The organism is Psychrobacter halodurans, assembly GCF_017498075.1.
Classification (GTDB): domain Bacteria; phylum Pseudomonadota; class Gammaproteobacteria; order Pseudomonadales; family Moraxellaceae; genus Psychrobacter; species Psychrobacter celer.
Genome location: NZ_JAGBKN010000003.1, coordinates 1 through 15,089, shown reverse-complemented (window position 1 = coordinate 15,089; position 15,089 = coordinate 1). Strand labels below are relative to the sequence as shown.

Annotated in this window: 11 protein-coding genes; 3 read left to right on the top strand and 8 right to left on the bottom strand. The window is 48.3% G+C overall.

Going from position 1 to position 15,089, the window contains the following annotated elements:
- Positions 1-26: 26 nt before the first annotated feature.
- The 3 genes from J3491_RS02110 to J3491_RS02100 all read left to right on the top strand — a co-directional run bounded on the left by J3491_RS02110 (position 27) and on the right by J3491_RS02100 (position 5,417).
- Positions 27-1,676 (top strand): BCCT family transporter, encoded by a 1,650-nt coding sequence (locus J3491_RS02110; RefSeq protein WP_075101143.1) that lies wholly within the window; start codon positions 27-29, stop codon positions 1,674-1,676.
- A 196-nt stretch (positions 1,677-1,872) separates the two neighbouring features.
- The gene (locus J3491_RS02105; RefSeq protein WP_207969052.1) at positions 1,873-3,501 is read left to right on the top strand and encodes a BCCT family transporter; all 1,629 of its coding nucleotides are present in this window, start codon (positions 1,873-1,875) and stop codon (positions 3,499-3,501) included.
- A 263-nt stretch (positions 3,502-3,764) separates the two neighbouring features.
- The gene (locus tag J3491_RS02100; RefSeq protein ID WP_207969051.1) at positions 3,765-5,417 is read left to right on the top strand and encodes a BCCT family transporter; all 1,653 of its coding nucleotides are present in this window, start codon (positions 3,765-3,767) and stop codon (positions 5,415-5,417) included.
- 190 nt (positions 5,418-5,607) lie between these two features.
- Here J3491_RS02100 and J3491_RS02095 read toward each other — a convergent pair whose 3' ends face one another.
- The 8 genes from J3491_RS02095 to dnaQ form a co-directional block, all read right to left on the bottom strand.
- Positions 5,608-5,961, bottom strand: a complete 354-nt coding sequence (locus J3491_RS02095) for a hypothetical protein (RefSeq protein WP_241900659.1) — start codon at positions 5,959-5,961, stop codon at positions 5,608-5,610.
- Between the two features lie 198 nt (positions 5,962-6,159).
- Positions 6,160-6,456 (bottom strand): DUF3144 domain-containing protein, encoded by a 297-nt coding sequence (locus tag J3491_RS02090; protein WP_075101243.1) that lies wholly within the window; start codon positions 6,454-6,456, stop codon positions 6,160-6,162.
- A 144-nt stretch (positions 6,457-6,600) separates the two neighbouring features.
- Positions 6,601-7,767 carry a methionine adenosyltransferase gene (gene metK / locus J3491_RS02085; RefSeq protein ID WP_075101146.1) on the bottom strand — a complete coding sequence of 389 codons (1,167 nt, stop codon included), beginning with the start codon at positions 7,765-7,767 and terminating at the stop codon, positions 6,601-6,603.
- 492 nt (positions 7,768-8,259) lie between these two features.
- The gene (nth, locus tag J3491_RS02080; RefSeq protein WP_075101147.1) at positions 8,260-8,955 is read right to left on the bottom strand and encodes an endonuclease III; all 696 of its coding nucleotides are present in this window, start codon (positions 8,953-8,955) and stop codon (positions 8,260-8,262) included.
- A gap of 55 nt (positions 8,956-9,010) precedes the next feature.
- Positions 9,011-9,853 carry an RnfABCDGE type electron transport complex subunit B gene (locus J3491_RS02075; protein WP_207969050.1) on the bottom strand — a complete coding sequence of 281 codons (843 nt, stop codon included), beginning with the start codon at positions 9,851-9,853 and terminating at the stop codon, positions 9,011-9,013.
- Between the two features lie 410 nt (positions 9,854-10,263).
- Positions 10,264-11,214 carry an NAD(+) diphosphatase gene (gene nudC, locus J3491_RS02070; RefSeq protein WP_207969049.1) on the bottom strand — a complete coding sequence of 317 codons (951 nt, stop codon included), beginning with the start codon at positions 11,212-11,214 and terminating at the stop codon, positions 10,264-10,266.
- A 170-nt stretch (positions 11,215-11,384) separates the two neighbouring features.
- Positions 11,385-13,067, bottom strand: coding sequence for a hypothetical protein (locus J3491_RS02065; protein ID WP_207969048.1), 1,683 nt, complete (start codon positions 13,065-13,067; stop codon positions 11,385-11,387).
- Between the two features lie 162 nt (positions 13,068-13,229).
- Positions 13,230-14,819 (bottom strand): DNA polymerase III subunit epsilon, encoded by a 1,590-nt coding sequence (dnaQ, locus tag J3491_RS02060; RefSeq protein ID WP_075101151.1) that lies wholly within the window; start codon positions 14,817-14,819, stop codon positions 13,230-13,232.
- Positions 14,820-15,089 lie beyond the last annotated feature (270 nt).

Genomic DNA, 15,089 nt, shown 5'->3' with positions numbered 1-15,089 from the left:
TTCTTTAGGAGGTGAGATATTAACGGATGAATGACGTAAAAGTTGAAAGAATGGGGCCTTTCCCAAGGGTCAATAAGCCAGTCTTTATCACATCAAGTATTTTGATTGTTGGTTTTATTATATTTGGGGCGCTCTTTACAGAAGCGGCAGGCGCTCTATTTGGGTTTTTACAAAGCTTTATCACCACCAACTTCGGTTGGTTCTTTATCCTATTGATGAACGTGGCGCTGGTATTTTGCCTATATCTGATCGCGAGTCGTTATGGTGATATACGTTTGGGTAAACAGACGGAGCGTCCGCAATATAGCTTGGTCTCTTGGATAGGTATGCTGTTTTCAGCAGGTATCGGTATTGGGCTGGTTTATTGGGGCACCGCCGAGCCGTTATATCATTTTATGGCACCACCGCTGGGTGAGGCTGAGACCGTGGAGGCGGCCAAGCAAGCGATGAATTTCTCGTTTTTGCATTGGGGGCTGCATGCATGGGCGATTTATACCATCGTGGCGCTATCTTTAGCGTACTTCCACTTTAGACGGGGGTTGCCGCTGTCTATACGCTCGACTCTGTATCCGATATTGGGGCAAAAAATCTATGGACGCTGGGGCCATACTGTCGATGTTTTAGCGGTATTTGGCACGATGTTTGGGGTAGTCACTTCGCTGGGGTTGGGGGTGATGCAGATCAACTCAGGCCTCGAAAACCTATTTGGTTTTCCTAACAGTGTCGGTGTGCAGTTTGCCATTATTGCCTTTATCACGCTGCTGGCTTGTGGTTCGCTGATGTTAGGCCTTGATAAAGGTATCAAGCGCTTAAGTGATATCAATATGGGTCTGACAGGCTTGCTATTGGCGTTTATGGTGGTTTTGGGCCCGACACTATTTATCTTTGATAGCTTTTTTGAAAACGTCGGAAACTATTTGGCCGCGATGGTGCCACTGAGTTTTTGGGGCGAGGCGTATAGCAATACCGATTGGCAAAGTAGCTGGACGATTTTTTATTGGGCATGGTGGGTTAGCTGGTCGCCGTTCGTTGGGGTGTTTATCGCGCGTATTAGCCGTGGTCGTACCATTCGTGAGTTTACCCTTGGCGTGCTGCTCATTCCCATGACGATTTTGTTTTTTTGGTTTACGACCTTTGGCGGGGTGGCCATCCATATGGAGCTGCTCGCCGCCCTTGATCCCGCTTTGGTGAGTCCAGGATTGGTCGACGCGGTAAATGCAGACTTCGGCAGTGCGATTTTTAGACTGATTGAGTACTATCCACTGACCAAGCCAATTACGTTGTTGATCGTCATCATGATTGTCCTGTGGTTTGTGACTTCCTCTGACTCGGCCAGTTTTGTCATCGACATGCTGACTGCTGGTGGTGATACCAATCCGCCCAAGATTCAGCGTTTGTTTTGGGCGACGATGGAAGGTTTAATCGCGGCGATTTTGTTGGCTGCAGGTGGATTGGACGCATTACAAGCCGCTGCCATCGTTGCAGGTCTGCCATTTGCATTGGTCATCTTTGTGATGATGTATTCGTTATGGCGCGGTTTGAGCCGTGATCGCTTGATTTTGTACCGCGCGCAGCAGCAGTATATTACGGATGAGTCTATCGATCGCAATACCGCTGATGAGTTTGTCGATGAAGAGTTACTAAAGGGTCCGCCAAAGATTGTCAAAGGTGACTAGTGTTTATGTGCAGGCTAGCGCCGAGAAAAACAGTGTTAATTCAACGTGTTAAGTCACCTATTAAACAGTTATGCCGCAATAGCTCTGAGAATTCAGGGCTATTTTTTTGTATCAAAACTTAACAATCGAGGGTGAGGTTTGATAAATGGGTAACATATTGTTAAGGTAACTCACCCTAACATATTGGATAACTAAGATGAGTGAACTCAAAATAGGTCGCTTAGGGCCTTTTCCGCGAGTAAATAAACCGGTGTTTATTGCGTCTGCAATATTGATTGTGGGGTTTATTATATTCGGCGCTTTGTTTCAAGAGCTAGCAGATACGATATTTACTAGTGCACAAAGCTTTATCACCAACCGCTTTGGTTGGATGTTTATTATTTTAATGAACGTGGCCGTGGTGCTGTGTTTGTATTTAATCTTTAGTAAGTATGGTGATATCCGCTTAGGTCATCAAACCGAAACCCCGCAATATAGCCTGCCATCTTGGATAGGTATGCTGTTTTCAGCGGGTATCGGTATCGGTATCATGTACTGGGGCACCGCAGAGCCTGTCTATCACTTTATGGCGCCGCCACTGGGTGAGGCTGAGACAGTAGAGGCTGCCAAACAAGCGATGAATATCTCGTTTTTGCATTATGGGATACACGCTTGGGCCATTTATGCCATCGTGGCGTTGTCATTGGCTTACTTTCATTTTCGCCGTGGTTTGCCTTTATCGATTCGCTCTAGTCTCTACCCAATATTGGGCCAAAAGATCTATGGCAAGTGGGGACATACGGTCGATACACTAGCGGTCTTTGGTACCATGTTTGGCGTGGTTACTACCTTGGGTTTTGGCGTACTTCAGATTAACTCTGGACTTGAGGGGTTATTTGGTTTACCTAATTCTGTCACCATGCAGGTTATCTTAATTGCCTTTATCACCATGCTTGCCTGCGGCTCATTGCTAATGGGCTTGGATAAGGGTATCAAACGCCTAAGTGATACCAATATCGTTTTGACCTTTGTTTTGTTAGGGTTTGCTTTTATCATGGGACCTACACAGTACATCATGGACAGCTTGGTCGAAAACACCGGCAATTATATACAAAACATCGTCCAGCTCAGCTTTTGGAGTGAGGCCTATAGTAAAGGTGATTGGCAGTCTTCATGGACGATATTTTACTGGGCATGGTGGATCAGCTGGTCACCATTTGTTGGGGTGTTTATCGCGCGTATCTCTCGTGGCCGCACGATTCGTGAGTTTTTGCTCGGCGTGTTATTTATTCCGATGATTATTTTGTTTTTCTGGTTCACGACCTTTGGCGGTGTCGCAGTAGACATGGAGCTGATCGGTAACCCTGGGTTTATCGAGGTGGTACAAAACGATTATGGTAGCGCTATCTTTAAGCTGATGGAGTTTTATCCATTTACCAAAGCCACGACGATGTTGATTGTTCTGATGATTGTACTGTGGTTTGTGACATCATCAGATTCGGCCAGCTTTGTCATTGATATGCTGACTGCTGGCGGCGATACCAATCCGCCTAAGATTCAGCGTTTGTTTTGGGCCATTATGCAAGGTCTGGTAGCGGCTATTTTATTGGCAGCGGGCGGGCTTGGCGCCTTGCAAGCGGCGGCTATCGTCGCAGGGTTTCCCTTTGCTATCGTGGTATTTGTCATGTTGTATGCCATGATACGTGGGTTCAACCGTGATGAGTTGATACTGTATCGTGCCGAACAGCGCTTTATCACTGATGAGTCGATTGAGCACAATACCGCCAATGAGTTTGCGGATGAAGAGCTACTAGAAGGTCCGCCAGAAATTGTTAAGGGTGACTAAATGATCGCTTATTGAGCGAGAAGTGACTAGGGCGTGCCTGTAATACATGCTCTATATGGAATAAAAATATTTTAATACGCATTAAAGCCCCAGTCTCTTTGGAAGCTGGGGTTTTGTTTTTAGTTTTGTTAGCAAAATAGGGGCAAAAACCCCCTAGCACGGCATCATATTTTATTTATATACAAGGGCATCTTAGCAGCATTAGATTTGATAATTCATCGACGTCTTGATATGGTGACGCTCTTTTAATTTTGGAAAGATCTATGGATCATGTGAAAGTTGGCCGAGTCGGCCCTTTTCCGCGAGTAAGCAAACCTGTTTTTTTGACTTCAGTCATTTTAATCACGCTATTTATTATTTTTGGCGCACTGTTTAATCAGCAAGCAGAAATGGTGTTTAACCAAGCAAAAGCCTTTGTGTCTTTGCGTTTTGGTTGGTTCTTCATTGTCGTGATTAATACTACCTTGTTGATGAGTGTCTATATGATACTCAGTCGATATGGTGATATTCGTTTGGGGCATCAAAATGAGGAGCCTGAATACAAACTGCTCTCGTGGATAGGCATGCTGTTTTCAGCAGGTATCGGTATCGGGCTGCTGTACTGGGGCACCGCTGAGCCGCTATATCATTATATGGCGCCGCCGCTGGGCGAAGGGGAGACAGTCGCTTCAGCTAAGCTTGCGATGAATATCTCGTTTTTACACTATGGTATTCATGTTTGGGCGCTTTATGGCATGGTGGCTCTGGCTTTGGCTTACTTTCACTATCGCCGCGGCTTGCCGCTGGCTATCCGCTCGACTCTATATCCTATATTGGGCAAAAGAATCTATGGCGGCTGGGGTCATACAGTCGATACCTTAGCCGTATTTGGTACGATGTTTGGGGTGGTGACGACCTTAGGGCTTGGGGTGCTGCAGATTAACTCTGGTCTTGAGAGTTTGTTTGGCCTTCCAAATAACACCAGTGTCCAGATTATCTTGATTGCCATCATCACTGTTTTGGCAGGGATGTCGCTGTTTTTAGGCTTGGATAAGGGCATCAAGCGTCTAAGCGATATCAATATCTTTTTGACCATTATCTTATTGAGCTTTGTGATTATCTTAGGGCCCACGCAGTTTATTTTTAATAGCTTTGTAGAAAACATCGGTAACTATGTACATCAAGTGATTCCATTGGGGTTTTGGACGGAGTCTTATGAAGGGCAAGAAAACTGGCAGGCTTCTTGGACGATTTTTTATTGGGCATGGTGGATCAGCTGGTCGCCATTTGTGGGTGTGTTTGTCGCACGTATCTCTCGTGGCCGTACCATTCGTGAGTTCACCTTAGGGGTGTTATTGATTCCGGTGGCCATATTGTTTTTGTGGTTTACCGCTTTTGGGGGTTCTGCTGTTCATATGGAGCTACTAGCGGCGGCCAGTCCTGATTTGCTCAGCCCAGGTCTTGTGGAGGCGGTCAGAGCCGATACTGGTAGTGCGATATTTAAGTTGATGGAGTCTTATCCACTGACGTCGGTGTTTAATTTACTGATTGTCGTGATGATTGTATTGTGGTTTGTCACTTCCTCTGACTCGGCCAGTTTTGTGATAGATATGCTGACCTCAGGCGGTGATACAGATCCTCCAAAAGTTCAGCGTTTGTTTTGGGCAGGTACAGAAGGGGTTATCGCTGCGGTACTGCTGGCGGCAGGGGGGTTGACCGCGTTACAAGCCGCGTCTATCGTGTCAGGCTTACCTTTTGCTGTGGTGATTTTGGTCATGATGTATTCGCTATTACGTGGATTAAGCCGAGACCATCTGATTCTCTATCGTCAACAGCAGTGGTTTCTTACCGAAGAGTCAGCCGAGCACAACTCAGCAAATGAGCTGCCTGATGAGGATTTTTTAAAAGGTCCGATTGAGCTAAAGCGAGAAGACTGATCTTCGTGCGCGACTATTTGCCTTTTAAGCATATCTTATTGTTTTACAAACACCCAGCTTAGCAAAAGCTGGGTATTTTTATGGCTGCCATTATTAATAGCCAACAGTGAAGTGCCAGTAGTGAAGTGAGGGGCACGGTGCCTATCGGTATTTTGACAACATCGTCATAACGTCATCATAAAACCGTCGTTTATAAACACTCGCCTTTGACATAGCCTATCGCCTCAGGGGTGCTACAGGCAGAGCAAGCGTTGCCAGCGGTACGGTAGCTTATCAAGTTGCCAGTTTTACCCTTCACACAAACAGGATCGTACTGCGCGGTGCACATGGTTTTTTCAGGGTCAAAGGGTGGGCACTGCGAAAACACACCATCGGGTAGTTGATGAGAGCGGGTAGGCTGGGCTGGTGTGCTCTCAGGAATTGTTATATCAGGCAAAGAGCTACAGCTTGCTAAGGCAAGTAGTAATGGCAGGCCGAGCATATATTTGATAAGTGGCCGCTTTGCTATAAAAGCCCAAGCGTTGCTCATGAAGGGGGGCATCATTATATCTCCTTATATAAGTGCAATAACGTCCGATTGTCTTACGTGGTAGCGTTGTCTATCGTTTGTTGTCTACCGTTTATAGTAGCGTATTTACCATCAACCATCCAGCCGATAGACCTGCAAAAATATCTAGGCAATAAAAAACCCAAACTGATGATCAAGTTTGGGTCTAGCACTTATGATACAACCAAGTGGTGATTATTCCGCTGGTTGGTCATCTTTATTTAGCTGCACATATTTATCGAAGTTTTGGGCATAGTCAGTGAGGTTGTCGCTGAGCATTTGACGATACTGCTTGACATAAAACTCGACGATATCGTCTTTTTCTTTGGCAAAATCCTCACCCTTCACAAAGCCAATAGATGCAACTGACGCGCTATAGCGGGCGGCGGCATATAGCAAAGAAGCACCGACTTGGCCGGAATGAGCATTGGGGCCTAGCTGGCTGTTGGCAACCCCGATGATGGCATCAGCACGCTGATAAAACGCCTGCATTTCAGGGGTAATCTCAAGGCTTGCATCAACAGTGTTGTCTTGAGCGTTGTCTGGATTGGTATCTTGAGACATAAGCGACTCCTAATAAGTATCGGTGGTTTTAAATGGATAATATCAATATATCAATGCGACTCAGTCGGGCGATTACAAGCCTGCGTCTGCTTTTAATATCTCAGCTTTATCGGTTTTTTCCCACGTAAAGGCAGTTTCTGACCCTGGACGGCCAAAGTGACCAAAGGTGGCGGTTTGCTGATACATCGGCTGCAACAAGTTGAGCATACGAGTAATGCCATAAGGACGTAAGTCAAAGTGTGTGCGAATCAGACGAATGATCTCTTCGTTGCTGATCTTACTGGTGCCAAAGGTGTTGACGGAGATTGAGGTAGGTTCGGCGACACCGATGGCGTAGCTGACTTGTACTTCACAGCGATCAGCCAATCCTGCGGCCACGATGTTTTTGGCGACATAACGTACCGCGTAGGCCGCGCTGCGATCGACTTTTGATGGATCTTTGCCACTAAAGGCACCACCGCCGTGACGTGCCATACCACCGTAAGTATCCACGATGATTTTACGCCCCGTCAGTCCTGCATCACCGACAGGCCCACCAATCACAAACTTACCTGTGGGGTTGATGTGGTAGCGTGTGCCCGCGTGCAGTAGGTCGGCTGGTAGCACTTGCTTGATGATAGATTCCATAACGGCTTCTTGCAGATCTACTTGCGAGATGCTTGGGTCGTGCTGCGTGGACAATACCACCGCATCGATCGCCACCGGAAGATTGCCGTCATATTTTAGCGTGACTTGTGCTTTGGCGTCTGGACGCAACCAAGGCAGCTCGCCTGCGCGGCGTAGCTCGGACTGACGCTCCATCAGGCGATGAGCAAACTCAATCGGTGCTGGCATCAAGACGTCGGTCTCGTTACTGGCATAACCAAACATCAATCCTTGGTCGCCGGCACCTTGCTCTTCAGGGCTGCTGCGATCGACGCCCTGCGCGATCTCAGGCGACTGTTTACCCAGCATGTTGATGACAGCGCAGGTCTCGCCATCAAACCCTAGATCTGAATGATGATAACCAATACCATTGACCGTATCACGAACGATGCGCTCCACATCGATGTTTGCGGTGGTGGTGACTTCGCCGGCCAATATCACCGCTCCTGTCTTGACCAAGGTCTCACATGCCACACGGGCGTCTAGGTCTTGCTGTAAAATGGCATCAAGAATGGCATCTGAGATTTGATCGGCCATTTTATCTGGGTGGCCTTCGCTCACAGATTCTGAGGTAAATAAGTTGTATTCGCGCATAATTAGATCGCTTAATTGAATCGATAAAGGTAGGAAAAGCGGCACGGTTTAGCGTGGCTTTCATTCATATTGGCCGCGTGATTGCTCAGTTGGCGGATAATGGGTATTGCTAAATAATTGACAATCAATATCGGTCGTAATATTTATTAAAATCAGTTTGCCGCCGCATAGCGTTAACCATCGAGCAGTCATTATGGATAGCATAAATGATGAATAGCATAAATGGCACTGAACCGCCCAAAAACACAGGCACATAGACGTGCCACGCTTATCATCTCAACGCTTGAGCAGTCACGCCTGTGCCCTCTACTACTGACGGTCACCGTCGTTGTCATCTGTTAGCACAAAAATAAGGGTATTCTACCTTGAAACGTCGCAAAACTCTAGTGAGCGACGTTTGCTGTCACATAAGAAATGCTCAATAAAAGGTTTGGGGCGATCAAACGACAGAGTCATGGCTATTGGTATGATCCTCTGTTTCATGCCAAGGGGTTATAGCTCTACAAATTTGGCTTTGTCTTTAAACATACACTCATCATAAACCGGGCAAGCACCGCATTTTGGCGTACGTGCTTGGCAAGTATAGCGCCCGTGCAAGATCAGATAATGATGAGCATCGACGATAAAATCTTCTGGGATACGCTCAATGAGCTTTTTTTCGACGATTAATACGGTTTTGCCCGTGGCCAGCCCTGTGCGGTTACCCACTCGAAAGATGTGAGTATCGACCGCCATTGTCGGCTGACCAAAGGCAGTGTTGAGCACCACATTGGCGGTTTTACGGCCGACCCCTGCCAGAGACTCTAGGTCTTTGCGGTTATCAGGGACAGTGCTATCAAACTTTTCAATCAGGTCTTGGCAGGTCTTAATGACGTTTTTGGCTTTTGAGTTATACAAGCCGATATTTTTGATATAGGACTTTAACCCTTCTTCGCCAAGCGCGAGTATGGCCTCAGGCGTATTGGCTACAGGATATAGTTGCTGGGTGGCGATATTGACACTCACATCCGTCGCTTGTGCGGACAAAATCACGGCAATGAGTAGCTCAAAATTACTGTCGTAATTGAGCTCGGTGACGGGCTCCTTAATCGTCTCGGCCAGCTTTTCAAAAAAAGGCCGCACGTTGCGATTGGGCATGCGTCTGGAGGGCGGGGTCTCAGCGGTTTTGTGTTTGACCGTTTTACTCATGGTGTTTGACTTTATTTGATATGTTGTTGTTGGGCGTGAATGATCGAATCACTCATTAGCATAATTGTGCCAGCTCGGCTTGCAGTGTCTCAAGCTCGGCTTGCTTTTTGTCATTGGCGCGCACCGCAAGCTGCTTTTCTAACTTTTTGATTTTGGTGCGTAATTTGGCCGCGGCAATGGTGTTTTTTGCTTGAGCTTCGCTGATATCAACCGCTTGGCTGGTGGCGTTATTGAGTTTGGCCTCGACCATACTGACTACCGGCTTGGTGTTGCTGCTATCGCTTAGCTGCTCAGCGACGCGGCCTAAATGCGTATGATAACGCTGGCGCAAATCTTCTTGCTCAGCCCGCCGCTCAGCGTCACTAAGCGTACGCTCGATAGTGACCAGATCGATACAGTCAACGGGACAGGGCGCTAGGCAAAGCTCACAGCCCGTGCACAAGTCGGTAAAGATGGTATGCATGTGTTTACCAGTACCGACGATGGCATCGACGGGGCAGGCAGGGATACATTTGGTGCAGCCTATACAGTCCTCTTCGCGGATGACAGCCCGCACCTCAGTTGGGCGCTCGGAGCTGGCATCTATCGGCCACTGTGAAGGAGCAGCGGCGGGGGTTTGGCCTTGCTGATAACGCTCTGTATCGACAATTTGTGCGATCGCATCCGTCACGGGCTGGCCGCCAGGCACGCATTTATTGTATGGCTCGCCATCTACAACGATGGCGGCCGCGTATGGCAAGCAGCCGTCGGGATGCTCGCATAGGCCGCACTGCGTCTGTGGCAGGCAGGCATCCACCGCTGCAATCTGCGACGAGACATCAGCAGGCAGCGTGTCAATCTGTAGGTCATCAAACAATATGGGCAGATTGATCAGACGGATAGGGGCGTTACTTTGCATGTTATTAAAAACCTTAACACCAGTACAAAAAGGGTGTTGGTATATAGTTGATCTCTCATAACGCTACTGGCTGGTTTACGAGCGTTTCGCTTGCCTGCCTTTATGAGCGTGATGAAAGTATGGCTATTGGTGGGTGATAAATGACCATCGCTGCGTTCAGGCGGTCATTTTAAATGGATGATAACAAAATCACAATATTGGCGCATCCTCATCAGCGCATCATCTTTGCCAAAAAGTCTTGCTGAGATGGGCAGGCAAGGTTATAGAGCACTGGTCAAGGTCAAATCTGGTCAAAGACGCTGGTAGTCATGCGTCACTATCACGTTGGCGCGTTGATGACACATTGGCATATTGACAAATTAGCGCGTTGATACATTGGGCTAAATGATGAACGCAATCACCTATGATGGCTAAGCCATGCCTTGCTCACGGAGGATCTGCTCAATCAGCTCATAAGCAATACTGCCTTTCGCAGGTATCTTGGGCAGGCTTGAGAGATCAAAGAAGTCTGCATGTGACAGCTCATCTTCTTGAATAATCAGCTCGCCACTTGCATACGTAGCACGAAATCCGAGCATCAAGTTTGACGGATATGGCCACGGCTGACTACTGACATAGCGGATATCTGTCAGGTGAATATTGACTTCTTCATACACCTCGCGCACCACAGCGTGCTCAAGACTTTCTCCCACCTCAACAAACCCTGCAATCAGGCCATACTGCAGCGGCTGTTTTTGTTGGCCGTAGCGATGATGATGCGCCAGCAAAATTTGCATTTCACCTGTTTGCGGATTAGGGCGGGTAATGGCAGTGATGATGCACGGCTGGACACGCGGGTATTGGCGCAGCTTGCAAGTCGGGCAGACCATCGCTCGCTCACCCAGTCGCGCATGAACGACTGGCGAGGCGCAGCGGCTACAAAACTGCGTGTCAGCTTGCCAGCGTAGCAGCTGTATGGCTTGGCTGAGTTGGTCGCTCAAGGCCATGGGTAGCTGGGTGATCAGCTGGCGATACGGGATAAAGGCATTACCACTACTTTCAGCGATGAGAGGTAAGGCGATATGATGCGCCGTGGCATACTCATAGGTCATGGCGCAGGTTGCGCGCGCAGTAAACGCATGAGTTGGCTTATCAAGCGTAGTATTATTGGCGTTGGCGTTATGACGGTTGTCATCAGCCTGCCAATGACTGGGCGCTAGGCTCTCAAGCAGTGTGACACATCCGAGCTGATAGGCGGGTACTGCTACATCATCGGTGGCCGCGACATCAGGCGTCAGATAGTCAACGTGCCACGGCCACCAGCCCTCAGGCGTTTGACGGCACAATACCGTATCATCACTAAAGATAAAAGCGCAGGTCATATCAGGGTTCCAAGCGATCGCGAAAGCAAATAAAAACAAGTCTGTACCTGATGAGATACAGACTTATAAGACAGAAATAACGGTCTATTTTACCTAATCATAAAGCGGGAAAGCACAGCATAAGGGCAGTAGGTAATGAGTAGCAGCCAGCTTGTCTTGACTAGGTTAGGCTAGGCTGCTAGCAGCTGGCTTAGGCTTTGCTGTCCGACATCAAGCGCTTGCTTACTCACAGGACGGTTATGTTCAAACCCATCTAAATGGTGATCGACTGCCATGATGACATCTGCAATACATGCCAGCGTATCGTCTTCGATGCGTCTGCCACGCTCGATACGCTGCTCGATATAGTTGGCCAATTGACTGAGCATGCTAGCAGAGGTCGGCAGCTGCAGGAAGCGCACAGCACCGGCCACTTGGCGCATCATCTCAGGGATGTTTTGGATATTTAGCATATCGCGCTCAGGCTCGGCCAGATAATCATTGATGGCTTGCTCTGCATTGGCGATGGCCGTACGGCTTTCTTGTATCAAGGTATCATTGGCTGTATTTAGCTGATGCAAAGAGATGTGAGGGTTGTTTAGCGGTAAGTAAATCGCCCCTGGTGTGTGCATTTCAGCCATGGCGATGGTGGCGTTTTCGGCATGCATGAGCGCCAGCAATAGACGATCGAAGTCCTCAGGCGAGGGCGCTTGCCAACGGCCGACCTCCTCGGCTGCAGCGCGCAAACTGTCGGCAGCATTTGACAATCCAAGCAGACGAAGTGCTGAGCCCAAGGCCGCTAAGTCTTCTATGATTTTGGCTGTTTGCATCTCAGCGCTATTGACAGAGTCGCCGCGCGCGTAGCTATCGACCTCTTCTTTGATGGTATTGATCTGCGTCTGAATAATGGTGTTTAGCGTATCAGTAAGGGCGCGGTTGGGACCAAATAAAAACCGTCTCATCTGCTCAAGTTGCGGCTCTTCTAGCCGGTTTTGCGCATATTGCTCGCGCAGATGCTGTGCTTCTTTGTTATCGCGCTGACAAGCAAAGCTGACCAAATCAGCAAAACGCGTATCCATCACAGGCAGATAGCTTTGGAATTGCTGCTCTAGATAAATCAGCGTGTGCTTTTGGCTTAACGTGAGCGGTAGGATGGCCGCGATGTCGGTGGTGGCAGCAGCAGCCGCTTGCCAAAACAAACTACTGGTCTTGGAGGCAATCAACGCGCAGGCTGCGCTCATGGCATTGAGCTTTTGCTGCGCATCTGCGCTGACAGTGCCATCTTGGTTTAACAAGGCAACGCTAAGACCGCTACGATAAGCATCTGTCAATAGCTCGTTGTTTAAGCCAAGCTCATGCAGTGGTTGGAAGTTTTTTTCTGGATTGGCAATGATGACGCTGCTGCTACCAAAGGCTGAAAAGAAGTCAGCGGTGATAGGAGCGTGCTGGCCATGCGCGTTTAGCTTATTGATCACAGGTAACAATAGCGTCGGCTCTATCGACTCTGTCAATAAGACAAACTCGACATAACGATCTAATGTCATGATGGCCTCTGACAAGTCCATGATCAAATCGACATCGTTATTGTCGCCGCTGTCGTATAGGCGCTGTAAACCATTGACGATGGCGGTGTTTAACGCTTCAGCGCCAACTAAAGAGATGAGTTTGAAAATACAAGACAGCTGCTTTAGGACGATGATGGAGTCTAGCAATAAAGGCGCTTGAGTATTGTCATCATTAAACTCGCTAAGATGGGTCTCGGTATCTTTGAGCGTCACGACAATCTCATCATGCAACAAATGCAGTGAAGGTAAGTTAAAGTCAGTAACACTAAGCGTTGGGGCGGTTAACTTCATTTGCGCAGACTGGTCCATAAGTGTGTTTCCATAACGTACTGATAAGAGTAACGATTGTTCAAATGCGAAGTAACAAAGCGTTTAAATGAAAAAGCGTTTATTAGTAATGTTTTAACGCTTAATATAATAATCAAGACTATATTATACAAATGTCGGATTAGAAAGTGGTTTTAGTGACCGCTACATATTGTTTTTGAGGGCAGGGAAGTCTTCTGCCAGTGACTCATACCAGTGCTGGCTTGCGCTCTCATCCATAGGCGACTGTAGTAATAGATCTGCCAGCTCCGAAAAATGGGCATGACCGGTCTGTCCGCCGTCGGTTTGTGTGTCTTCTTCGATGGCGAGAGCGACCTGTCCACCGGTCATTGCCAGATAGACCTCGGCCAAGATCTCCGAATCTAGTAATGCCCCGTGAAAAGTACGATCTTGCTTACCGACGTCTAAGCGGCGCACCAACGCATCTAGCGTGTTCTTTTGTCCTGGGTATTGCTGCTTGGCCATCGCCAAAGAGTCAGTGACCTGTATGCGCTCGGCGAAGTCGTGCAAGCCAACTTTGGCAAACTCCATGCTCAAGAAGTTGATATCAAAGGTGGCGTTATGAGCGATGACCTCAGCGCCATCCATAAAATCATACAGTGCTTGTGCGACTTGGTCAAAGGTCGGCTTGTCTGCCAAAAACGCCTCAGAGATACCGTGAATACGAATCACTTCTTCGTCCATCCCGCGCTGTGGATTGATATAGACGTGGAGCTTTTCGCCCGTAAACTTACGGCCGACCAGCTCGACGATACCCACTTCGATGATGCGGTCACCCTTTAGAGGGTCAAGACCTGTGGTCTCAGTATCCATGATAAGCTGACGATCAGAGTCATGGCGGTGGATGGGCTTTGGCAATAGTGGCTTGAAGTAAGGGTTAGCACGACTGGTATCGCCATCAAACTTGGGCATCTCTTCTGCGCTAGCTGTTTGTGTGTCAGCTTGGCTGACTGAGGCGGTGTCAGTATTTGGCATGTGCATGTTTGGGTTGGCGTCAGTCATGGTTGCTTGCTCTGTTGGTCGCTGAGTGTGGCTAGAGATGATTGGATGGTCAGCGAGGCTATGGGTATCTTGGCTTTGCGAGCTGTCCGCTGGCGTCTCATCTGTATCGTCATCGATCATATCAAACCCTAAGGGGTCAAAGGTTAGCCAATCGTCATGGCGGCGCTGGCTTGCCTCAACCATCAAGGAGTCTTTTTTTTTAGGCAATTCAGTTGTTGCCTGTACCTCACTGCTGGAGGTCACCCCCAGATTGGCCAGCTCGTCGGCTTTTTCGTTGCCAGCATGTCCAGCATGTCCTTTGACCCAGTGCCAAGCGACATCGCGCTGTTGACAGAGCGCATCTAGCTGCTGCCAGAGATCTTGGTTGGCGACTGGTTTTTTGCTCGCCGTCTTCCAGCCTCTTTTTTTCCAGCCAGCGATCCAATCAGTGATGCCGTTTTTGACATAGCTTGAGTCTGTCCAAATCTCAAGGGTATGCGCTTGCGGGCTGTGCGTTAAGGCTTGTATCGCGCCCATTAGCTCCATGCGATTGTTAGTGGTTTGTGCTTCGCCGCCATATAGGTCTTGGGTGCGGCCATCACTAAATATCAGGTGCGCCCCCCAACCGCCAGCACCAGGGTTGCCCTTACACGCACCATCGGTATAGGCAACCGTCGTGTTTGCTTTGGCCGCGAGCGGATCGGCCGCGTGGTCGGTATGGGTATGAAGCATCGAATGCGGACTGTCTGACATAAAAGCTGAGCAACCTGATAAATGATAACGGTAAGAATAAAAAAAGAGAACGTAGCGCGTGTTTTGGTCGTTTTAGTAAAAAACTGCGCTGCGTATTTTGGGTCTGAGTATAGCAAATCTCAGCTTACTATGGGTAATTATGGGCAGTGCTGGGGCACAAAATCTTTGCTGAAGATTAGGGCGTGTCCTCAATTCAATCGATAGCCATCTAAATGGGCTAAAAATGGCTAAATCTGGCCAAACGGTGTCAAATAGCTGACTAATATCTCG

What these genes read in the sequence shown, in the direction of transcription:
- J3491_RS02110 (WP_075101143.1), top strand. Translation starts at nt 27, where the DNA reads ATGAATGACGTAAAAGTTGAAAGAATGGGGCCTTTCCCAAGGGTCAAT.
- J3491_RS02105 (WP_207969052.1), top strand. Translation starts at nt 1,873, where the DNA reads ATGAGTGAACTCAAAATAGGTCGCTTAGGGCCTTTTCCGCGAGTAAAT.
- J3491_RS02100 (WP_207969051.1), top strand. Translation starts at nt 3,765, where the DNA reads ATGGATCATGTGAAAGTTGGCCGAGTCGGCCCTTTTCCGCGAGTAAGC.
- J3491_RS02095 (WP_241900659.1), bottom strand. Translation starts at nt 5,961, where the DNA reads ATGATGCCCCCCTTCATGAGCAACGCTTGGGCTTTTATAGCAAAGCGG.
- J3491_RS02090 (WP_075101243.1), bottom strand. Translation starts at nt 6,456, where the DNA reads ATGCAGGCGTTTTATCAGCGTGCTGATGCCATCATCGGGGTTGCCAAC.
- metK (WP_075101146.1), bottom strand. Translation starts at nt 7,767, where the DNA reads ATGCGCGAATACAACTTATTTACCTCAGAATCTGTGAGCGAAGGCCAC.
- nth (WP_075101147.1), bottom strand. Translation starts at nt 8,955, where the DNA reads ATGAGTAAAACGGTCAAACACAAAACCGCTGAGACCCCGCCCTCCAGA.
- J3491_RS02075 (WP_207969050.1), bottom strand. Translation starts at nt 9,853, where the DNA reads ATGCAAAGTAACGCCCCTATCCGTCTGATCAATCTGCCCATATTGTTT.
- nudC (WP_207969049.1), bottom strand. Translation starts at nt 11,214, where the DNA reads ATGACCTGCGCTTTTATCTTTAGTGATGATACGGTATTGTGCCGTCAA.
- J3491_RS02065 (WP_207969048.1), bottom strand. Translation starts at nt 13,067, where the DNA reads ATGGACCAGTCTGCGCAAATGAAGTTAACCGCCCCAACGCTTAGTGTT.
- dnaQ (WP_075101151.1), bottom strand. Translation starts at nt 14,819, where the DNA reads ATGTCAGACAGTCCGCATTCGATGCTTCATACCCATACCGACCACGCG.